Origin of the sequence: Streptomyces sp. WAC06614, assembly GCF_003949795.1 — a bacterium.
Classification (GTDB): Bacteria; Actinomycetota; Actinomycetes; order Streptomycetales; family Streptomycetaceae; genus Streptomyces.
Genome location: NZ_RPRY01000027.1, coordinates 21,764 through 42,729, shown reverse-complemented (window position 1 = coordinate 42,729; position 20,966 = coordinate 21,764). Strand labels below are relative to the sequence as shown.

At 72.4% G+C, this 20,966-nt stretch carries 20 protein-coding genes and 2 tRNA genes; 13 read left to right on the top strand and 9 right to left on the bottom strand.

Going from position 1 to position 20,966, the window contains the following annotated elements; all coding sequences use genetic code 11:
* From EF918_RS06215 to EF918_RS06205, 3 genes are all read left to right on the top strand, one after another.
* Positions 1-898 (top strand): AIM24 family protein (locus tag EF918_RS06215; protein WP_148141217.1); only part of this gene is annotated, 898 nt, incomplete at its 5' end.
* Positions 899-918: 20 nt separating this feature from the next.
* Entirely contained in the window at positions 919-1,599 is a 681-nt protein-coding gene (locus EF918_RS06210; protein WP_125642034.1) for an AIM24 family protein, read from the top strand.
* Positions 1,600-1,616: 17 nt separating this feature from the next.
* Positions 1,617-2,372: an AIM24 family protein gene (locus tag EF918_RS06205; protein ID WP_125642022.1), complete on the top strand. Its 756-nt coding sequence runs from the start codon at positions 1,617-1,619 to the stop codon at positions 2,370-2,372.
* 38 nt (positions 2,373-2,410) lie between these two features.
* On the opposite strand, the gene EF918_RS06200 is transcribed toward EF918_RS06205, so the two are convergent.
* A complete protein-coding gene (locus EF918_RS06200) occupies positions 2,411-2,935 on the bottom strand; it encodes an NUDIX hydrolase (protein ID WP_125642019.1) in 525 nt (174 codons plus the stop codon).
* Entirely contained in the window at positions 2,932-4,359 is a 1,428-nt protein-coding gene (locus EF918_RS06195; RefSeq protein WP_125642016.1) for a zinc-dependent metalloprotease, read from the bottom strand. Before EF918_RS06195 ends, EF918_RS06200 begins: the two co-directional genes overlap by 4 nt.
* A 193-nt stretch (positions 4,360-4,552) precedes the next feature.
* On the opposite strand from EF918_RS06195, the gene EF918_RS06190 reads away from it, so the two are divergent.
* The 4 genes from EF918_RS06190 (at position 4,553) to EF918_RS06175 (ending at position 7,881) form a co-directional block, all read left to right on the top strand.
* Positions 4,553-5,707 (top strand): SDR family oxidoreductase, encoded by a 1,155-nt coding sequence (locus EF918_RS06190; RefSeq protein ID WP_125642013.1) that lies wholly within the window; start codon positions 4,553-4,555, stop codon positions 5,705-5,707.
* A 203-nt stretch (positions 5,708-5,910) separates the two neighbouring features.
* Entirely contained in the window at positions 5,911-6,372 is a 462-nt protein-coding gene (locus EF918_RS06185; protein ID WP_125642010.1) for a molybdenum cofactor biosynthesis protein MoaE, read from the top strand.
* A 127-nt stretch (positions 6,373-6,499) separates the two neighbouring features.
* On the top strand, positions 6,500-6,694 hold the full coding sequence (locus EF918_RS06180; protein WP_125642007.1) for a hypothetical protein: 195 nt from the start codon (positions 6,500-6,502) through the stop codon (positions 6,692-6,694).
* Positions 6,695-6,792: 98 nt separating this feature from the next.
* Complete coding sequence (locus EF918_RS06175) at positions 6,793-7,881, top strand: PDZ domain-containing protein (RefSeq protein ID WP_125642004.1); 1,089 nt, start codon at positions 6,793-6,795, stop codon at positions 7,879-7,881.
* A gap of 18 nt (positions 7,882-7,899) precedes the next feature.
* On the opposite strand, the gene EF918_RS06170 is transcribed toward EF918_RS06175, so the two are convergent.
* The gene (locus EF918_RS06170) at positions 7,900-8,466 is read right to left on the bottom strand and encodes a PPA1309 family protein (protein WP_185921606.1); all 567 of its coding nucleotides are present in this window, start codon (positions 8,464-8,466) and stop codon (positions 7,900-7,902) included.
* A 127-nt stretch (positions 8,467-8,593) separates the two neighbouring features.
* On the opposite strand from EF918_RS06170, the gene EF918_RS06165 reads away from it, so the two are divergent.
* The 4 genes from EF918_RS06165 (at position 8,594) to EF918_RS06150 (ending at position 13,848) form a co-directional block, all read left to right on the top strand.
* Entirely contained in the window at positions 8,594-11,485 is a 2,892-nt protein-coding gene (locus EF918_RS06165) for a UPF0182 family protein (RefSeq protein ID WP_260609881.1), read from the top strand.
* Between the two features lie 46 nt (positions 11,486-11,531).
* A tRNA-Met gene (locus EF918_RS06160) sits at positions 11,532-11,605 on the top strand.
* Between the two features lie 228 nt (positions 11,606-11,833).
* On the top strand, positions 11,834-13,702 hold the full coding sequence (locus EF918_RS06155) for a tetratricopeptide repeat protein (protein ID WP_125641994.1): 1,869 nt from the start codon (positions 11,834-11,836) through the stop codon (positions 13,700-13,702).
* Between the two features lie 72 nt (positions 13,703-13,774).
* Positions 13,775-13,848: transfer RNA gene (locus tag EF918_RS06150), tRNA-Met, on the top strand.
* A 162-nt stretch (positions 13,849-14,010) separates the two neighbouring features.
* Here EF918_RS06150 and EF918_RS06145 read toward each other — a convergent pair.
* Positions 14,011-14,427 carry a Fur family transcriptional regulator gene (locus tag EF918_RS06145; protein WP_125641991.1) on the bottom strand — a complete coding sequence of 139 codons (417 nt, stop codon included), beginning with the start codon at positions 14,425-14,427 and terminating at the stop codon, positions 14,011-14,013.
* A gap of 133 nt (positions 14,428-14,560) precedes the next feature.
* On the opposite strand from EF918_RS06145, the gene EF918_RS06140 reads away from it, so the two are divergent.
* Entirely contained in the window at positions 14,561-16,012 is a 1,452-nt protein-coding gene (locus EF918_RS06140; RefSeq protein WP_125641988.1) for a catalase, read from the top strand.
* Positions 16,013-16,087: 75 nt separating this feature from the next.
* Here EF918_RS06140 and EF918_RS06135 read toward each other — a convergent pair whose 3' ends face one another.
* Together EF918_RS06135 and hisN are read right to left on the bottom strand one after the other, a co-directional pair.
* Entirely contained in the window at positions 16,088-16,480 is a 393-nt protein-coding gene (locus EF918_RS06135) for a cyclic nucleotide-binding/CBS domain-containing protein (protein ID WP_125642031.1), read from the bottom strand.
* A 242-nt stretch (positions 16,481-16,722) separates the two neighbouring features.
* On the bottom strand, positions 16,723-17,526 hold the full coding sequence (gene hisN, locus EF918_RS06130) for a histidinol-phosphatase (RefSeq protein WP_125641985.1): 804 nt from the start codon (positions 17,524-17,526) through the stop codon (positions 16,723-16,725).
* Between the two features lie 107 nt (positions 17,527-17,633).
* On the opposite strand from hisN, the gene EF918_RS06125 reads away from it, so the two are divergent.
* The gene (locus EF918_RS06125; protein ID WP_125641982.1) at positions 17,634-18,230 is read left to right on the top strand and encodes a TetR/AcrR family transcriptional regulator; all 597 of its coding nucleotides are present in this window, start codon (positions 17,634-17,636) and stop codon (positions 18,228-18,230) included.
* Here EF918_RS06125 and EF918_RS06120 read toward each other — a convergent pair.
* The 3 genes from EF918_RS06120 to aroA form a co-directional block, all read right to left on the bottom strand.
* Complete coding sequence (locus tag EF918_RS06120; RefSeq protein ID WP_125641979.1) at positions 18,184-18,507, bottom strand: multidrug efflux SMR transporter; 324 nt, start codon at positions 18,505-18,507, stop codon at positions 18,184-18,186. The genes EF918_RS06125 and EF918_RS06120 overlap by 47 nt on opposite strands.
* Positions 18,508-18,604: 97 nt before the next feature.
* Complete coding sequence (gene rsgA, locus EF918_RS06115; RefSeq protein ID WP_125641976.1) at positions 18,605-19,615, bottom strand: ribosome small subunit-dependent GTPase A; 1,011 nt, start codon at positions 19,613-19,615, stop codon at positions 18,605-18,607.
* A gap of 4 nt (positions 19,616-19,619) precedes the next feature.
* Entirely contained in the window at positions 19,620-20,957 is a 1,338-nt protein-coding gene (gene aroA, locus EF918_RS06110) for a 3-phosphoshikimate 1-carboxyvinyltransferase (protein ID WP_125641973.1), read from the bottom strand.
* Positions 20,958-20,966: the final 9 nt, after the last annotated feature.

The following is a 20,966-nucleotide window of genomic DNA, read 5'->3' as shown; positions in this document are numbered from 1 at the left end:
GCCCTCGTACGGCCAGGTCCCGGTCCCGGGCCAGACCCCGCCGCCCGCGCCCTACGGCCAGCCGGCCCAGCCCTCCTACGGCCAGGTCCCGGGCCAGGCCCCCGGGCAGTACCCCGCTCAGGCCCCCGGCCAGATGCCGGGCCAGTACCCCGGCCAGGCCCCCGGCGGCTACCCGCCGCCCGGCGGGCCCGGCGCCCCCGCCCCGTACGGCCAGCAGCCCGCCGCGGCGGCCGCCGGCCCCGGCCTGTCGGCCGCCCTCCAGCTCTACAAGGAGGCCCCGACCGGCGCCCGCTGGACCGCGCAGAACGCCCAGCTCATGCGCGTCGACCTGGCGATGGGCGGCCAGCCCGTCCTCGCCCGCCAGGGCAGCATGGTCCTCTACCAGGGCAAGGTCGACTTCAGCTACAAGGGCGCCGGCTTCGCCGGCCGCATCGTCGGCAACGCCACCGGCCAGGAGATGCAGCTGATGCGCTGCACCGGCCGCGGCCAGGTCTTCCTCGCCGAGAACGGCGCGCACCTGCACGCCATCGAGCTCCAGGGCGACGCCATCTGCGTCTCCGCCGAGAACGTCCTCGCCTTCGACGAGTCCCTCCACCACGAGGTCCGCCGCATCGAGGGCCACGGCATCCCCGGCGGGGCCCTGTTCACCATGCAGTTCCAGGGCACCGGCACGGTCGTGGTCAAGACGCACGGCGTCCCGGTCGTCCTGCCGGTCACCCCGACCACCTTCGCCGACAGCAACGCCATCGTCGCCTGGTCGGCCGCCTCGCAGGTGATCATCTCCAGCCAGGTCCGGCTGCGCCGCAACGCCTACCCCGGCCACAGCGGCGAGACCGTGAACCTCCAGTTCCGGGGCGCCCCCGGCAACTTCATCGTCGTCCAGCCCTACGAGGTCTGAGGGAGCCCGTCATGAACGCCATGAACCAGCAGCTCGCGGGCTACGCCCCGACCCCCGTCACGGCCCGCATGGAGAACCACGGCCGGGCCATGCTCAAGGTCGCCATGCAGAGCGGCCACGACCTGTTCGCCCGCACCGGCTCGATGGTCGCGTACGAGGGCTTCGTGCAGTACGAGCCCAACCCGCCCGCCGTCCGCCAGATGGCCTCGCAGTGGCTCACCGGCGAGGGCGCACCGCTGATGAAGTGCTCCGGCGACGGCCTGCTCTACCTCGCCGACTACGGCGCCGACGTCGTGGTGATCAACCTGAACAACGACGCCCTGTCGGTCAACGGCACCAACGTGCTCGCCTTCGACGCCCACCTCCAGTGGGGCGTCGAACGGGTCAAGGGCATGGCCAAGTTCGCCGGCCAGGGCCTGTTCAACGTCCAGATCGCCGGGACCGGCTGGGTCGCCCTGACCTCGCGCGGCACCCCGATCGTGGTGGACTGCGGCCGCGGCGAGGACGAGACCTACGTCGACCCGGACGCGCTCGTCGCCTGGTCGCCGAACCTCAAGGTCAAGGGCAAGCGCAGCTTCAAGGCCTCGTCGATGATCGGCCGGGGCAGCGGGGAGGCCTACCAGATGGCCTTCTCCGGCCAGGGCATCGTCGTCGTACAGCCGAGCGAGGACAGCACCGACCGCCTGCGGGCGCGGGGCTGAGGGGGGAGTCGTCCATCATGCAGAGCTCATTGTTCGCCCACGCCGAGGTGCCGTCGCAGGACCGGTACGCCGTCCAGAACCCGCAGCTGCTGCGGGTCACCCTCCAGGGCTCGGACGACGTCCTCGCCCGCAAGGGCGCGATGGTGGCCTACCAGGGCCTGATCGACTTCGACGGCGAGTACCGGACCAGCAACCAGCGCAGCGCCCGCAGCCGCACCGGTGAGGGCCTGGACCTGATGCGCTGCTCCGGGCAGGGCAGCATCTACTTCGCCAACCTCGCGCAGAACGTCCACGTCATGGACGTCGAGCAGGAAGGCCTCACGGTCGACAGCGCCTACGTCCTCGCCATGGACTCCACGCTGCACACCGAGGTCATCGCGGTCGACAGCCAGTACGGGATCTCCGGCTCCGGCAAGTACCAGCTCAACATCACCGGCCGCGGCAAGGTCGCGCTGATGACCTCGGGCCAGCCGCTGATGCTCCACATCACCCCGGACAAGTACGTCAACGTGGACGCGGACGCGATCGTGGCCTGGTCCACCTCGCTGCGGGTGCAGATGCAGGCCCAGACGCACTCCAGCGGCGTCTGGCGGCGCCGGGGCAACACCGGCGAGGGCTGGGAGCTGAGCTTCCTCGGCCAGGGCTTCGCCCTGGTGCAGCCCAGCGAGCTGCTGCCGCCGCAGAACGCCCAGCTCGGCCAGGGCATCGCCGCCCAGTACGGCATGGGCCAGCACGGCGCCCACGCCCAGAACCGCGGCAACGTCTGGAACTGAGCCCTGAGGGGCGGCCCGGTCGGGGCCGCCCCACCGGGTCACAGCCGCGCCAGCGTCCCCTCCAGGAGCTGGACCACCGAGGCGTCGGCCACGGTCGGGACCTCGGCGTACGGGAACCAGCGCAGGTCCAGGGACTCGTCGCTGATCTCGGCCACCGCCTCGGCCGGGGCCAGCGCCGCGTACTGCACGTCCAGGTGCCAGTGGCACGGCGCCGGGATCGGGTGCCGGTCCAGCCGCACCGGGCCGCCCGGGAGCAGGCTCAGGCCGTGCGCGATCCCGGACTCCTCCCGGGCCTCGCGCAGCGCCGCCGCCTCCAGGGTCGGGTCGCCCTCCTCGCAGTGGCCGCCCATCTGCAGCCACATGCCCAGCTTCTTGTGCAGGGTCAGCAGCACCCGCTCCCGCACCGGGTCGATCACCAGCGCGCTGCTGGTGAGGTGACCGGCCGAACAGGGCTTGTACATGCCGTCCGGGTGCTCCGCGAGGTGCTCCAGGTACAGGTCACGCAGGTCGGACTGGCCCTCGTACGTCTTCAGCACGTGGACCGCGTCGTCGAACAGGCTCACTTCGCGTCGTCGCCCTTGCTCTCGTCCGTCCCGGAGCCCTCGCGCCCGGGCTTGTCGTCCCGCTGCTGCGCCGCCTCGCCGAGCATCTTGTCGATCTCGGAGAAGTCGAGCTGCTCGCGGTGCACGAAGCCGTCCGGGTCGTCCAGGTCGGACGCCGTCGGCAGCATGTCCGGGTGCTCCCACAGCGCGTCCCGGCCGTCCACCCCGCGCGCGTCCGCGAGCGAGGCCCACAGCCGCGAGGCGTCGCGCAGCCGGCGCGGGCGCAGCTCCAGGCCGATCAGCGTGGCGAAGGTCTGCTCGGCCGGGCCGCCGGTGGCCCGGCGCCGGCGCAGGGTCTCGCGCAGCGCGTCCGCCGAGGCCAGCCGCGGCTTGGCGGCCTCGTGCACGACGGCGTCCACCCAGCCCTCGACCAGCGCGAGCGCCGTCTCCAGCCGGGCCAGGGCCGCCTTCTGCTCGGGGGTGTCCTGCGGCTGGAACATGCCGCCCTGGAGCGCCTCCTGCAGCTCCTCCGGGTTGGTCGGGTCGAGCCGGCCGACCACGTCCTCCAGCTTGGAGGTGTCGACCTTGATCCCGCGGGCGTAGCCCTCGACCGCGCCGAACAGGTGCGAGCGCAGCCACGGCACGTGGGCGAAGAGCCGCTGGTGGGCGGCCTCGCGCAGGGCCAGGTAGAGCCGGACCTCGTCCGAGGCGATGCCCAGGTCCTTGCCGAAGGACTCGATGTTCAGCGGCAGCAGCGCCGCCTTGCCGGCCGGGCCGAGCGGCAGGCCGACATCGGTGGAGCCGACGACCTCGCCCGCGAGCACGCCCACGGCCTGGCCGATCTGCTGGCCGAACATCGCCCCGCCCATGGAGCGCATCATGCCGAGCAGCGGGCCCGCCATGGCCTGCATCTCCTCGGGCAGCACCTGCCCCATGGCCGCACCGACCCGCTCGGCGACCGGGTCGACGAGCTCCTGCCACACCGGAAGGGTGGCCTCCACCCACTCGGCACGGCTCCACGCCACGGCGGTGGAGGCGCCCGAGGGCAGCGAGGTGACCCCGTCCAGCCACAGGTCGGCCAGGCGCACGGCCTCCTCGACCGCCGACTTCTCGGCGACGCCCACGCTGGCGTCCTTCACGCCGTCCGCCGTGCCCTGGGCCACCGTCCGGCGGGCCACGTCCTTGGCCATGTCCCAGTTGACCGGGCCGCCCTCGTAGCTGAGCATCTGGCCGAGCTGCTGGAAGGCCGCACCGAGGTCACCGGGGTTCATGGAGCCGAACATGGCGGCGAAGGGGTTCTCCGGGCCGCCCGGCAGTCCCGCACCGAAGCCGAACGGATTCCCCGGTCCGCCCTGGCCACCGCCCTGGTTGCCCTTCTTCGCGCCCTCGTCGCCGTGCTCCGGCTCCTCCGGCGGAAGGCCGAATCCGAATGGGGTGTCACTCACGGGGTTCCTCGGCTCGTAGGGCCGCCGACCGGGGGCCGGCGGACGTGGGGTCTGGCAACACCACCAGCGTAGACACCGCACCCGCTTCCGGGCTCGGTGCTCCACCGGCTCCTGGGCTGCGGCAGGATGGACATCACCTGGTCGGTACGCGTCACGACGCGTACCTACTGAAGACAACCGCTGGAGACGCCTGGTGAGTTCCCCAGATCCGCAGGTTCACGCGGCGCAGGACGCCCATGACCGCCCCGATCGGCCCGATCGCGAGGACGGCGTTCGCCAGCCGCGAAACCAGGCTGCGCGCGGCCCGGTCGTCGCCGTCACCGGCGCCGCGACCGGGGTCGGCGCCGCCCTCGTGGCGCGCCTGGCCGCGTCCGACGAGGTCAAGCAGGTCGTCGCGATCGACGAGCGGCGCGGTGAGACGGCGGCCGCGCAGTGGCACGTCCTGGACGTCCGCGACCCGGCCATCGCCGAGAAACTGCGCGGGGCGGACGTGGTCGTCCACCTCGCGCTGGACCTCGACCTGGAGACGGACTCCGCGGCCCGTACGGCGTACAACGTGCGCGGTACCCAGACCGTGCTCACCGCCGCCGCGGCCGCCGGGGTGCGGCGGGTGGTGCTGTGCACGTCGGCCATGGTCTACGGCGCCCTGCCCGACAACGACATCCCGCTCTCGGAGGACTCCGAGCTGCGGGCCACGGCCGAGGCCACCGGGGTGGGTGACCTGCTGGAGATCGAACGGCTGGGCCGCCGGGCGCCGCGTGCGCACCCCGGCCTGAACGTCACCGTGGTCCGCCCGGCCGTCCTGGTCGGCGGCACGGACACCGCGCTGACCCGCTACTTCGAGTCGCCGCGTCTGCTGGTGGTGGCCGGGTCCCGGCCGACCTGGCAGTTCTGCCATGTGGAGGACCTGGTCAGCGCCCTGGAGTACGCGGCGCTGGAGAAGGTCGACGGCGAGCTGGCGGTGGGCTGCGAGGGGTGGCTGGAGCAGGAGGAGGTCGAGGAGCTGAGCGGCATCCGCCGCATGGAGCTCCCGTCCGCGGTCGCGCTGGGCGCGGCCGCCCGGCTGCACCGGATCGGCCTGACGCCGTCGCCGGCCGGGGACCTCGCGTACACGATGCACCCGTGGGTGGTCAGCGTGAGCCGGCTGCACGCGGCGGGGTGGCGGCCGCGGTGGACCAACGAGGAGGTGCTCGCGGAGCTGCTGCAGGAGGTGGCCGGGCGGCACACGGTCGCCGGGCGGCGGCTGGGGCGGAAGGACGCCACCGCGGCGGGGGCGGCCGGGGCCACCGTGGCCCTGCTGGGCGCCGCGGCCGTGGTCCGGCGCGCCCGGCGCCGCCGAGGCCTGTGACGGGGCCGGAGCCCCGCACCCGCCCCGGAGCCCCGCACCCGGCCCCGGGGCTGCGGCCCGGGCCGCGCGGCTCGAACGCCGGCGGGGCCGGATGGCGCGGCTCCGGCCCGGGCTCGGCCCTGTAGGAGGCTCCAGGCCGGGGCGTCCCGGACCGGGTGATCTCGCTATTCCGCCGTTGCGGCGGCTAGGGCACGATGGACGGTATGGCACCGCACTTCGATCACCCCGGTGAGCAGGCCGCGGCCGACCCGATTCGGCTGCTGGAGATCCGTGAGACCCCGTTGTCCCTCGACGAGGTCTTCCAGGCCGTCGGCGACGACGCCACGGGCGGGACGACGCTGTTCGTCGGGACGGTGCGCGACCACGACGGCGGGGTGGACGTCGATTCGCTCGGCTACTCCTGCCACCCGACCGCCGTGGCCGAGATGCGCCGCGTCGCCGAGCGGGTCGTGGCGAAGTACCCGGTGCGGGCCCTGGCCGCCGTGCACCGCATCGGTGACCTCTCCGTCGGCGACCTGGCCGTCGTCGTCGCCGTGTCCTGCCCGCACCGCGGCGAGGCCTTCGAGGCCTGCCGGATGCTGATCGACGACCTCAAGCACGAGGTGCCGATCTGGAAGCACCAGCGGTTCTCCGACGGGACCGAGGAGTGGGTCGGCGCCTGCTGAGCCACCGGCCGAAAGGGGGAGGATCGGGGCCGTTCGGGCGCCCAACACGCCCTCGATTTGCGTAACTCGGCCCCGAGCCCGAGCGTTGAGGTCACGAACTCATCGTTGCTGTGGCAGGAGGCAGGCCATGGGGTCTCTGGCGTGGTTGCTCATTCCGCTTTTCGCCGCGATCGGGGCGGCGATATGGGGCAGCTGGGCGGCCCGCGACAGGACGCAGGGCGACATATCCGAGCTCGCCGGCTACGCACGGTTCCGTGAGGCCATGGACCGCAACGGACGGGACCACCGCCAGGCGGCGCACTCCGCTTCCGACACCGTCTGACGACGCCCTCCGACGACGACGCCGCTCCTGCCCCGCCCGCTGCCCGTACGGACCGGCCCCGGCGGCAGGCCTCCCGGGGCGTCCCGTACTGTCGAGCCATGCCACGCCGCACCGCGACGATGCTCGCCTCCACGCTCCTGCTGTTCGCGCTGCTGTGCGCGGGGGTCTTCCTCAAGGTCCCGTACTCGGAGATGAGCCCCGGTCCGACGGTGAACACGCTCGGTGAGTCGCGCGGCGAGCCGGTCCTGCAGATCTCCGACCGCAAGACGTACCCGACCAGTGGCCACCTGAACATGACCACGGTCCGGGTCACCGGCGCGGACTACGACATGAACCTGCTGGAAGCGGTCTACGGCTGGCTCGCGGGCGACAACATCGTCGTCCCGCACGAGAACCTCTACCCCAACGGCAAGACCGACGCGGAGTCCACGCAGGAGAACGCCGAGGAGTTCAGCCAGTCGCAGGAGAGCGCCAAGGTCGCGGCCCTCAAGCAGCTCGGTATCCCGGTCACCGCCCGGGTCGTGGTCTCCACCGTCGTCAAGGGCACCCCGGCCGAGGGAAAGCTGCACGCCGGTGACGTGATCAAGGCCGTCGACGGCAGCCCGGTGAAGGTCCCGGGAGACGTGGCCGCGCTGGTCACCAAGCACAAGGCGGGGGAGCCGGTCGAGTTCACCCTCGTGCCCGCCAAGGACGCCGAGGCCGCCGAGAAGGCCGGCAAGGAGCCCGAGGGCAGCGAGAAGGTCGTGATCACCACGGCCAAGGCGGAGGGCGACGGGCACGCGATCGTCGGCATCAAGGCCGGCACCGACCACACCTTCCCGTTCCCCGTCGAGATCAAGCTCGCCGACGTCGGCGGCCCGAGCGCCGGCCTGATGTTCGCGCTCGGCCTGGTCGACAAGCTGACCCCGCAGGACCTGACCGGCGGGAAGTTCATCGCGGGCACCGGCACCATCGACGACAACGGCAAGGTCGGCCCGATCGGCGGCATCCAGATGAAGACGATCGGTGCCCGCGCGGCCGGCGCCGAGTACTTCCTGACCCCCGCCGAGAACTGCGCCTCCGCCGCCAAGGACGTGCCGGACGGCCTGACCCTGGTCAAGGTCGAGACCATCGGGGACGCCGTGCAGTCGCTGGAGAAGATCAGCAAGGGGGACACGGGCGCACTGCCGCGGTGCACCGCGAAGTAGCCCGCGCCCCCGTCCCGGCTAGGAGAAGGTCGCCGCCAGCGCGTCCGCCAGCCCCGGGACCAGGCCCGCCCCGGTCAGCACCTCGCTGGCCGAGTCCTTGTCCCGCAGCCGCACGGCCGACTCGCGCGAGCCGTCGCGCAGCACGGCCACGGTCAGCCGGACCTCCTGCCGCTCCGGGTGGCCGGCGACCCACTTGGCCAGCTGCTTGTCGTTCAGCCCGCTCGGTACGGCGGCCTCCGCGGACGGCGGCAGCATCAGCCGCTCCACGGTCAGGGCGCAGCCCACGACCGCGTCGGGCCAGGCCACGGTGCCCAGGAACTTGTCCAGCGGGGTCCCCGCGGGCAGCTCGTCCTGCTCGATCGGGGTGAGCTGGGCGTTGCCGGCGTCGTCCTGGTCCAGGCCGAGCTGCCCGGCCAGCCGGGGCTCCTGTCGGCGCAGCTTGGCGGTGTCGACGAGGGCGAACAGGCGGGCCGGCCGGTCCCAGCCCAGGCCGGAGGCGTACTCGTCGATTTCGAGCACGGCACGCGTCAGCGGACTGGCCGCCATGGGAGTGCCGGAGGAGGAAAGGTTGGACATGGACAACATCCTGCCTCCTTTCCACCCGATACCGGGAACTGACTAAAGCCTCAGTAAGTTGCATGAGTGGGCCCTACGATCAGGGGCCCGCTAGCAGACACACGCGACTTTCGAGGTGCGCACCTTGGCTTTCCAGATGCCGGACCGCGGCGGAGGCCCCTCCGGGCCACGGATGAGAGTCGGCCGCCCGTCCCGGCGCGCCCGCACTCTCCTGATGACCCTGGGCGTCCTGGCCGTCCTGGGCATGGCGTTCATCATGTTCGCGGGCTTCTGGACCGACTGGCTCTGGTTCCGCTCCGTGCACTACTCGTCCGTCTTCACCACCACGCTGTGGACCAAGATCGGACTGTTCGCGGTGTTCGGCCTGCTCATGGCCGGTGTCGTCGGGCTGAACATCTGGCTGGCCCACCGGCTGCGGCCCCCGCTGTCCGCGATGTCGCTGGAGCAGCAGAGCCTCGACCGCTACCGGATGAGCATCGCCCCGTACAAGAAGTGGCTGCTGATCGGCATCTCGGTGCTGGTCGGCCTGGTCGCGGGCGCCTCGGCGGCCGGCCAGTGGAAGACCTGGCTGATGTACGTCAACGGGGTGCCCTTCGGTACGAAGGACCCCCAGTTCGGCCTGGACGTGGCGTTCTACGCCTTCGACCTGCCCTGGTACCGCTTCCTGCTCGGCTTCGGCTTCGCGGCCGCCGTGCTGTCGCTGATCGCCGCCGCCGCCGTGCACTACCTGTACGGCGGCCTGCGCGTGACCAGCCCGGGCGCCCGGGCCACCGCCGCGGCCACCGGGCACCTGTCGGTGCTGCTCGGCCTGTTCGTCTCGCTCAAGGCGGTCGCGTACTGGCTCGACCGGTACGGGCTGGCGGTGAAGTCCAGCGACTTCAAGGCCGCGGACAACTGGACCGGCCTGCGCTACGTCGACGCCAACGCCTACCTGCCGGCCAAGACGATCCTGTTCTGCATCGCCGTGATCTGCGCCGTGCTGTTCTTCGCGACGCTGTGGCGGCGCACCTGGCAGCTGCCGGTGATCGGCTTCGGCCTGATGGTGCTCTCCGCGATCCTGATCGGCGGGCTCTACCCGGCGATCGTGCAGAAGTTCCAGGTCCAGCCGAACGAGCAGGCCAAGGAGTCCCCGTACGTCGAGAAGAACATCGAGGCGACGCGTGACGCGTACGCGATCGACGGCGCCGACGTCCGCGACTACCCGGGCGTGCCCGACCCGAAGGCCGACAAGAACCAGCTCCGGCAGGCGGCCGACACCACGGCCAGCGTCCGGCTGCTCGACCCGAACATCGTCTCGCCGGCGTTCCAGCAGCTCCAGCAGGTCAAGGGCTACTACGCCTTCCCGTCCACGCTCGCGGTCGACCGGTACAACGGCCAGGACACCGTGATCGGGCTGCGCGAGCTGAACATCGGCGGCATCCCGAAGAACAACTGGATCAACGACCACTTCCGGTACACCCACGGTTACGGTGTGGTCGCCGCCAAGGGCACCACGGCCGCGGCCGACGGCAGCCCCGACTTCACCCAGTCCGACCTGCCCTCCAAGGGCCAGTTCGGCACCGACTTCGAGCAGCGGATCTACTATGGCGAGCAGACGAAGCAGTACTCGATCGTCGGCGGCCCGCAGAAGGAGCTCGACTACTCGGACGACAAGGCGGGCGAGAAGGAGACCACGTACGAGGGCAAGAGCGGGGTCAACCTCGACAACCCGGTCAACCGCGCCGCGTACGCCCTGGCCTTCAGCGAGCCGCAGATCCTCTACTCCGGCGCCATCGGCGAGGGCTCGCGGATCCTGTACAACCGCACGCCCAAGGAGCGGGTCGAGGCCGTCGCCCCGTGGCTGACCATCGACGGCGCGCCGTACCCGGCGGTCGTGGACGGCCGGATCAAGTGGATCGTCGACGCGTACACGACCAGCAACGGCTACCCGTACGCCTCGCGCACCACGCTCGGCCAGAGCACCGCGGACTCGCTCACCAACAGCCAGCGGGCCGTGGTCGCGCAGGAGAACCAGGTCAACTACATCCGCAACTCGGTCAAGGCCACCGTCGACGCGTACGACGGCGCGGTCGAGCTCTACCAGTGGGACACCAAGGACCCGGTCCTCAAGACCTGGATGAAGGCGTTCCCGGGCACGGTCAAGCCCAAGAGCGAGATCTCCCCGAAGCTGATGGAGCACCTGCGCTACCCGCAGGACCTCTTCAAGGTCCAGCGCGAGCTGCTGACCCGTTACCACGTCACGGACCCGCAGACCTTCCTCTCCGGCTCCGAGGCCTGGGAGGTCCCGGACGACCCGACGACCAAGGCCGGCACGGCGGTCCCGCCGTACTACCTGTCGATGAAGATGCCGGACCAGAAGGAGAAGGACCAGGTCTTCTCGCTGACGACCACCTTCACCCCGAACGGCCGGCCCAACCTGAGCGCCTTCATGGCGGTCAACGCCGACCCGGGCACCCCCGACTACGGCAAGATCCGCATCCTGAAGATGCCGACCAGCAAGCCGGTGGACGGGCCCAAGCAGGTCCAGAGCAAGTTCAACTCCGAGCCCAAGATCGCGGAGTCCATCCGGCTGCTGCGCGGCGGTGACTCCGAGGTCGAGTACGGCAACCTGCTCTCGGTCCCGCTGGCGGACGGCATGCTCTACGTCGAGCCGGTCTACGTGCGCAGCGCCGGGCTGAAGTACCCGCTGCTGCGCAAGGTGCTGGTGACCTACGGCGGCCAGACGGCCTTCGAGGACACCCTGGAGAAGGCGCTGAACGTGGTCTTCGGGGCCGAGGCGCCGACCACCCCGGTCCAGCCCCCGACCCAGCCGGACGGCACGGTCAAGCCGCCCACCACCCAGGACCCGACGGTCAAGGCGGCGCTCGCCGACGCCCAGAAGGCGATCGAGGACGCCGAGAAGGCCCGCCAGTCCGGCGACTGGGCCGCCTTCGGCAAGGCCCAGGACGAGCTGAAGGCCGCGATCAAGCGGGCGGCCGAGGCGGAGGCCAAGCTCGGCAGCACGCCGAAGCCGCAGGGCCAGCAATAACCCTGGCGAGGTTCCGCTCCGCGTCGTGATACGGTTGTCTCACCGACGCGGGGTGGAGCAGCTCGGTAGCTCGCTGGGCTCATAACCCAGAGGTCGCAGGTTCAAATCCTGTCCCCGCTACTGAAGATGAAGGCCCGGATCCTTGGGATCCGGGCCTTTGTCGTGCGCGTGTGCCGGTGCTGTGACGACTGTGACGAAGCCGGGACGGACACGAGGTAGCTGAGGCAGGTGAGTTGGGGCGGGAGCGTGTTTGACTTGTCTCTCTGTGGGCATGTCGACAAAACGCTGTAGGCACGACCTCACTGACTGCGACATACCAGGTGTACGCGGGTAGCAGGTGATGCGACGATGGGATTTATGGGGGACAGGTCAACTCTGCTGGAGACAGGGCGGTTTTTGAGGACGGAACCCGAAGCAGGCGCCGCGGGCACCGTGGCCAACGAGCCGGCTCCCGCAGCAGACACGGACACCGCACTGACCGATGCGGCGTTCGCAGACGTACTGGCGGAGGCCCATGCGGCCAGCGAGACGGAGCTGGAGGCCCGGCACCGGGTCGCCGCCGACAAGGGTGACCCGGGCGCGATGAGCGTGCTCGGGGCCCTGCTGCTGCGCCGGGGAGACCTGGAGGGCGCCGAGCCCTACCTGCGGGGTGCCACGGCGGAGGGCGACCGCGCCGCCGCCAACAACCTCGGAGTCCTGCTGCACCAGCGCGGCTACCCGGAGGAGGCCGCCGGCTGGTGGCGCGTCGCCGCCGTGGCCGGATCCGCCCCCGCCGCCCACGCGTTGGGCCGCCACTACCGCGAGCGCGGGGACGAGCCCGCCGCCGAGTACTGGCTGCGGCAGGCGGCCGAATCCGGCCACGCCCTCGGCGCGTACGGCCTGGCCGACCTGCTGGAGCGGCGCGGCGACAAGGCCGCCGAGCGCTGGCTGCGGGCCGCCGCCGAGCAGGGCCACCGCGAGGCCGCCTACCGGCTCGCCCGGATCCTGCGCCGCCGCGACCCGGCCGAGGCCGAGCAGTGGTACCGGCAGGCCGCCGCCCGCGGCCACCGCCGGGCCGCCCTGCACCTGGGCGCCATGCTGGAGGCCCGCGGCGAGCTCAAGGAGGCCGAGCGCTGGTACCTGACCGCCGCCAAGCAGGGCGAGGCCCGGGCCGCGTGCGCCCTCGGCTTCCTGCTGCGCGACGCCGGGGACGAGGACAGCGCCGCCGCCTGGTGGCACCGGGCCGCCCAGGACGGCGACGGCAACGCCGCCAACGCCCTCGGCGCCCTGCACGCCGCCCGCGGGGAGACCCAGACCGCGGAGCGCTGGTACCGCGCCGCCATGGACGCGGGCGATCAAAACGGGGCGTACAACCTTGCTCTGCTGTGCGCATCCCAAAATCGCACCGCGCAGGCCGAGCAGTGGTACCGCCGGGCCGCCTACGCCGGCCACCGGGAGGCGGCCAACGCCCTGGCGATCCTGCTCCTGCAGGGCGGGGACGCGGCCGGCGCCGAGCCGTGGTTCTCCAAGGCGGCCGAGGCGGGCAGCGTGGACGCCGCCTTCAACCTCGGCATCCTGTTCGCCAGCCGCGACGAGGACGAGATGGCCCTGCGCTGGTACGAGCGCGCGGCCGCGGCCGGGCACACCGACGCCGCGCTCCAGGTCGGCATCGCCCTGGTCCGCGACGGCCAGGAGCGGGCCGCGGAGAAGCACCTGCGGTGCGCGGCGGGCGGCGGCAGCGCCGAGGCCGCGTTCCGGCTGGCCGCGCTGCTGGAGTCGCTGGCCCCGCCGCCGGAGGCCCCGGCGCTGGGCGAGCCGGTGGCCGGCCCGCGCAGCGAGAGCGAGGAGTGGTACGAGCGCGCGGCGGAGCTCGGCCACCGCCGGGCCCAGGTCCGGGTCGGCATGCTGGCCGCCGGCCGCGGCGACCTGGAGGTCGCGGCGCGCTGGTACCGGGAGGCGGCCGAGGCGGGCTCCCGCAACGGCGCCTTCAACCTGGGCCTGCTGCTGGCCCGCGAGGGCAGCGAGCCGGAGGCGGCCCTGTGGTGGACCCGCGCGGCGGTGGCCGGCCACGGCCGCGCCGCCCTGCGCCTGGGCCTCCTGGCGGCCCGCCACGGCGACCTGGCCGAGGGCCAGAAGTGGTGCACCCGCGCCATGGAACTCGGCCCGTCCGAAGTTGCCGAACGCGCCTCCCGCCTCCGCGAGGCCCTGGCGGCCGAGCAGTCGGGGCAGTCGGCGTGAGGCGGCGCGGCGGGGGCGGCGTTAAGCGATTTGCATGTGCCGGGTGGCGTCACGTAACGTGGGGTTCACCGACGCGGGGTGGAGCAGCTCGGTAGCTCGCTGGGCTCATAACCCAGAGGTCGCAGGTTCAAATCCTGTCCCCGCTACTCAGCCCGGAGGCCCGGATCCCATGGATCCGGGCCTCAGGTGTTTTCCGGGCTTGCCGCGAGCTGCGAGTGGCGGTTGCGACCGCGACGGACGGTGCACGACGCGAGGGGGCGGGGGCTTTCGGCCCCCGCCCCCTCGCGTCGTGCGTCGTTCCGGGGCGCTCAGGCCGCCGTGCAGTTCGGGCAGATGCCGCGGTAGGTGACCTCGACGCCCTCGACCGTGAAGCCGAAGCGCTCCGAGGCGGGGAGGTCCGCCAGGGGGTTGCCGGCCGGGTGGACGTCGCGGATCGCGCCGCAGCGGGCGCAGACCAGGTGCTGGTGCGGCCGGTGGGCGTTGGGGTCGTAGCGCTTGGCCCGGCGGTCCGTGGAGACCTCCAGGACCTCGCCGAGGGCCACCAGCTCGCCCAGGGTGTTGTACACCGTGGCGCGCGAGATCTCGGGCAGCTTGGCCACGGCGCGCGCGTGCACCTCGTCCGCGGTCAGGTGGACGTGGTCACCGTCGAGCACCTCGGCCACGACGCGCCGCTGTGCGGTCATGCGCCAGCCGCGGCCGCGAAGTCGTTCCAGGAGGTCACTCATAGGAGCCAGCGTAACAGCGCGGGGACCTGGTGTAGATCCCGAGTGGATACGGACTTGGATGTTTATTTGACTTAGACAAAGTCCAGCGTAGGATCACGTATCAGCAAGGACAGGACAGACGCAGGAGGCGCACGTGACGCAGGGACCGCTGACCACCGAGGCCGGCGCGCCGGTCGCCGACAACCAGAACAGCGAGACCGCGGGTGTCGGGGGTCCGGTTCTGGTCCAGGACCAGCTGCTGCTGGAGAAGCTGGCCCACTTCAACCGCGAGCGGATCCCGGAGCGCGTGGTGCACGCCCGCGGCGCCGGCGCCTACGGCACCTTCACCGTCACCGCCGACGTGACGCCCTACACCCGTGCCGCGTTCCTGTCCGAGATCGGCAAGCAGACGGAGGTCTTCCTGCGGTTCTCGACCGTGGCGGGCAACCTCGGCGCCGCCGACGCCGTGCGCGACCCCCGGGGCTGGGCGCTGAAGTTCTACACCGAAGAGGGCAACTACGACCTCGTCGGCAACAACACCCCCGTGTTCTTCATCAGGGACGCCATCAAGTTCCCGGACTTCATCCACACCCAGAAGCGCGACCCGTACACCGGCTCGACCGAGGCGGACAACGTCTGGGACTTCTGGAGCCTGTCGCCCGAGTCCACGCACCAGGTGACCTGGCTGTTCGGCGACCGCGGCATCCCGGCCTCGTACCGGCACATGAACGGCTACGGCTCGCACACGTTCCAGTGGAACAACGAGGCGGGCGAGGTCTTCTGGGTCAAGTACCACTTCAAGACCGACCAGGGCATCAAGAACCTCACCCAGGCCGAGGCCAACAAGCTGGCCGGCGAGGACCCCGACAGCCACCAGCGCGACCTGCGCGAGGCCATCGAGCGCGGGGAGTTCCCGACCTGGACCGTGCAGGTCCAGATCATGCCCGCGGCCGACGCGCCGGGATACCGCTTCAACCCGTTCGACCTCACCAAGGTGTGGCCGCACGAGGACTACCCGCCGATCGAGATCGGCAAGCTGGAGCTCAACCGCAACCCGGAGAACGTCTTCGCCGAGGTCGAGCAGAGCATCTTCTCGCCCGCGCACTTCGTGCCCGGCATCGGCCCGTCGCCCGACAAGATGCTCCAGGGCCGCCTGTTCGCCTACGGCGACGCGCACCGCTACCGCGTCGGCATCAACGCCGACCACCTGCCGGTGAACCGGCCGCACGCCACCGAGGCGCGGACCAACTCCCGTGACGGCTTCCTCTACGACGGCCGGCACAAGGGCGCGAAGAACTACGAACCGAACTCCTTCGGCGGCCCGCAGCAGACCGGCCGCCCGCTGTGGCAGTCCGTCGCGTTCACCGGCGGCACCGGCAACCACGCGGCCCCGCTGCACGCCGAGGACGACGACTTCGTGCAGGCGGGCAACCTCTACCGGCTGATGTCGCAGGAGGAGCAGGACCGTCTGGTGGAGAACCTGTCCGGCTTCATCGCCAAGGTCTCCCGCGACGACATCGTCGAGCGCGCGGTGGACAACTTCCGCCGGGCGGACGCCGACTTCGGCAAGCGGCTGGAGGCCGCGGTCCAGGCCCTGCGCGGCTGACCGGACCGCTCGCCGGGGCGAGACGGCGGGCCGGAACCCCACCCGGGGTTCCGGCCCGCCGCCGTTTCAGGACCGTCAGGCCGCCACCGAGCGCCGCGCGGGCACCCAGCAGCGGACGATGTCGCGCACCGAGACGATCCCCACGGGACCGCCCTGCTCCAGCACGATCAGATGCCGGAAGCCGCCGTGGACCATGGCCTCGGCGGCCTCCTGCAGGGTGGCGTCGGGGGTGCAGAACACCACGTTGTTCGTGGTGTGCGCGCCCACGCCCTCGCGGTCGGGGTCGTGCCCCGCGCCGATGGAGTTGAGGATGTCGCGTTCGGTGAGGATGCCGATGCCGCTGTGGTCGGGGTCGAGGACGACGGCCGCGCCGACGCGCCGGCCGGACATCAGGGTCGCTGCCTGTCGGAGGGTGTGGGCGGGTCCGAGGGTGAGGATCACGGTGCTCATGGCGTCACGGACGAGCATGAAGTCAGCCACCTCCTGGGTCGAGACCTCCGCTCGGGCGGAGCGCTGTGAGAAGAGATTCACAAGCGCACAAGCGGAGGAATTCTCAGAGTCCCACGACCGCACAGGGTCATCAAGAGGGCACAGCCGGTGAATGGGAGCGCGGGTGGCGCCGTCGCCCGGCGTCCCACAGCACCGGGCGGGGGCGCGGGCCCGTGGACCCGGGGCTCAGCCGCGGGGGCGCGGGCCCGTGGACCCGGGGCTCAGCCGCGCGGGCGCACGTACGACAGCAGCTCCTCGTGCAGCAGCCCGTTGGAGGCGGCCGCGTTCCCGCCGTGGACGCCGTCCACCCCGTCCAGGCCGGTGAACCGCCCGCCGGCCTCGGTCACCACCACCGCGATGGCGGCCATGTCCCACAGGTTCAGCTCCGGCTCCGCGCACAGGTCGAGCGAGCCCTCGGCGACCATCATGTACGGCCAGAAGTCCCCGTAGGCGCGGGTGCGCCAGCAGGCGCGGGTCAGGTCGAGGAAGCCCTCCAGCCGGCCCTGCTCCTCCCAGCCGCCCAGCGAGGAGTACGCGAACGAGGCGTCGGCGAGCGAGGCCACCTTGGAGACCCCGATCGGGCCCTCCTCGGCGAGGCTCCCGCCGCAGAACGCGCCGCCGCCCTCGGTCGCCCACCAGCGCCGGCCCAGAGCCGGGGCGGAGACCACACCGACGACCGGCCGGAACCGGCCGTTCTCGTCCTCCTCCATCAAGGAGATCAACGTGGCCCAGACCGGCACCCCGCGCACGTAGTTCTTCGTCCCGTCGATCGGGTCCACGACCCAGCGCCGCGGCCCCGAGCCGACCAGCCCGTACTCCTCGCCCAGGATCGCGTCCTCGGGCCGCGCCTCCTGGAGCAGGGCGCGGATCGCGGCCTCGGTGGCGGTGTCGGCCTCGCTCACCGGAGTCATGTCCGGCTTCGTCTCCACCTTCAGGTCCAGGGCCTTGAAGCGGGCCGTGGTGACCGTGTCGGCGGCGTCGGCGAGGGCGTGGGCGAGGCGCAGATCATCGTCATACTCGGGCATGGCCGAACAGTATCGGCACCCGACCGGGCGGACCACACGGCCTCTCTTGACACTGTCCGAACCGCCGTCAACGCTGGCGGGAACGGACGGGCGGGCGGGAGGCGGCAATGCCGGCAGCGCGGGAGTCCTTGCTGGAAGCGGCGGGTGCGGCGCTGGCCGCGCGCCCCTGGCGGGTCGTACGGATGGTCGACGTCGCGGCGGCGGCCGGGGTGTCCCGGCAGACGCTCTACAACGAGTTCGGCGGCAAGCACGGGCTGGGCCGGGCGCTGGTGCGCCGCGAGACCGACCGGTTCCTCGACGGGGTCGACCGGGCCCTGGACTCCCCGGCGCCCCCGGCGCAGCGGCTGGCCGCCCTCGCCGACTGGACCGTACGGACCGCCCGCAGCCGCCCCGTGGTCCGCGCCGCGCTCACGGGCTGCTGGACCGACGCCTTACCCGAGCCCGGCCCCGGCTTCCCCGCCCCGCGGCCGCCCGGCACGGTGGCCCCCGAACCGGGCGCGCTCACCCGGGCGGTACGCGACCGGGCCGCGGCCGCACTCGGCCCCGCGTACACCTCGCCCGGCCACTGCGAACTCGTCGTACGGCTCGCCCTGTCCTACGTCATCGCCCCGGCCGAGGACGCGGCCGGGCCCGTGCTGGACGAGCTGCTGGGCGCGGTCAGTGGGACGAGCCCGACAGTTGCAGGCCGATCACCCCGACGATGACCAGGGTGATCGAGACGATCTTCAGCGTGGAGACCAGGTCGCCGAGGAAGACCATGCCGTAGATGGCCGTACCGGCCGCGCCGATCCCCGTCCACACCGCGTACGCCGGCCCCACGTCGAGCTTCTTCAGGGCCAGGGTGAGCAGGCCGAAACTGCCGAGGGCGAAGCAGGCGAAGGCGATCGTCGGCCACAGCCGGGTGAACCCGTGGGACAGCTTGAGGCAGACCGCGAACCCGGTCTCCAGGATTCCCGCGACCACGACCAGCAGCCACGCCATGTCGGATGCCTCCCCGCGTCAGGTGACACGGTCCTGGCCTCGGCCGCGCGCCACTCGGTGCGACTATGCATTGACCGGTTGCGCCGCCCGGCAAACGTCAGTCGCCCTCGCGCCGCTCCCGCGTCGCCAGCAGCCGCCGCAGCGAGTACAGCCGGGCCGGATCGGCATGGCCCTCGGCCACCCAGGCGTCCAGCGCGCAGTCCTTCTCGTCGTGGCTGCACGCCCGCGGGCACTCCTCGGTGCCCGGCACCAGGTCCGGGAAGGCCAGGATCACCCGGGACGGGTCCACGTGGTGCAGCCCGAACGACCGCACGCCCGGGGTGTCGATGACCCAGCCCTCCACGCCCGGCAGCGGCAGCGCCAGCGCCGAGGTCGTGGTGTGTCGGCCGCGCCCGGTGACCCGGTTGACATGGCCGGTGGCCCGCCGCCGGTCCTCGGCCACCAGGGAGTTGACCAGCGTGGTCTTGCCGACGCCCGAGTGCCCCACGAACGCCGTGATCCGCCCGGCCAGCCGCTCGCGCACCCGGTCGGCCGCGTCCCCGTTCTCCAGCTCGTCCCGGCTGGTCACCACATGGGCCACGCCCAGCGAGGCGTAGGTGTCCAGCAGCTTGTCGGCCGGGGCCAGGTCCGACTTGGTCAGCACCAGCAGCGGCTCCAGGCCCGCGTCGTACGCGGCGACCAGACAGCGGTCGATCAGCCGCGGCCGGGGCTCGGGGTCGGCGAGCGCGGTCACGATCGCGAGCTGGTCGGCATTGGCCACGACCACCCGCTCGTAGGGGTCGTCGTCGTCCGCGGTACGGCGCAGCACCGAGCTGCGCTCCTCGATGCGCACGATCCGCGCGAGGGTGTCCTTGCGGCCCGACAGGTCACCGACCAGACCCACCCGGTCGCCGACCACCGCCGCCTTGCGGCCCAGCTCACGGGCCTTCATGGCGGTGATCTCGCGGTCCTCCACCAGACACGTCAGCCGGCCCCGGTCGACCGTGAGGACGAACCCCTCGGCCGCGTCCTCGTGCTTGGGCCGGATGTTCGTCCGGGGCCGGTTCCCCTTCGGGTTGGGGCGGCTCCGGATGTCGTCCTCGTCGGTGTGCTTGCCGTACCGGCGCATGGCGCTACTCTCCCGCTCCCGCGAGCATGTCCGCCCACATCCGCGGGAAGTCCGGAAGGGTCTTCGCGGTGGTCGCGACGTTCTCGATCTGCACGCCCGGGGTCGCCAGGCCGATGACGGCGCCCGCGGTGGCCATGCGGTGGTCGTCGTAGGTGTGGAAGACCCCGCCGTGCAGGCGGCGCGGGCGGATGTGCAGACCGTCGGCGGTCTCGGTGACGTCACCGCCCAGCTCGTTGATCTCCTTGGTCAGCGCGGCCAGCCGGTCCGTCTCGTGCAGACGCAGGTGCGCCACGCCGCGCAGGGTGGACGGGGAGTCCGCCAGCGCCGCCACCGCCGCGATGCCCGGGGTCAGCTCGCCGACGTCACCGAGGTCCACGTCGATGCCGTGGATCGTGCCGGTGCCGGTGAAGACCAGGCCCGCGTCGGTCAGCTCGCAGGAGCCGCCCATCTCCGTGAAGATCGAACGCAGCGCGTCACCCGGCTGCGTGGTGCGGCGCGGCCAGTCGGGAATGGTGACCGTGCCGCCGGTGACCATCGCCGCCGCCAGGAACGGCTGGGCGTTGGACAGGTCCGGCTCCACCACCATGTCGCGGCCCAGCAGCGCGCCCGGCGCCACCCGCCACACGTTCTTCTCGCCGCCCGCCTCCGGGGTGTCCACCTGGGCGCCGGCCGCGCGCAGCATCTCCACCGTCATCTTGATGTGCGGCAGCGAGGGCAGGGTCGCACCGACGTGCCGGACCTCCACGCCGTGGTTGAAGCGCGGCGCCGACAGCAGCAGCGCCGAGACGAACTGGGAGGAGTTGGAGGCGTCGATCTCGACCGTGCCGCCCTCCAGGGCCCCGCCGCCGTGCACCGTCAGCGGCAGCGCACCGCGCCCGCCGTCGTCGATCCGGGCGCCCAGCGCCCGCAGCGCCTCGATGACCTGGCCGAGCGGGCGCTCGTAGGACCGCGGGTCGCCGTCGAAGCGGATGTCGCCGGCGGCGAGGGTCGCCACCGGGGGCAGGAAGCGCATCACGGTGCCGGCGTTGCCGACGTCCACGGTCGCCGGGCCGTGCAGCGCCGCCGGGATGATCCGCCAGGCCTCGCCCGAACCGGCCTCGGCCGAGCTGGACGAGACGGTCTCCTCGATGCCGACGCCCAGCGCGCGCAGCGCGTCCGACATCAGCTGCGAGTCGCGCGAGCGCAGCGGCCGGCGGACCCAGCCCGGCTCGGCCGCGAGGGCCGCGAGCACCAGGGCGCGGTTGGTCACCGACTTCGACCCCGGCACGGTCACGGTGGCGTGGACGGCTCCGTCCGCGAGCGGGGCGGGCCAGAGGGCGGGCAGCGCAGGGGTCTGGGTCATGCCCTCACT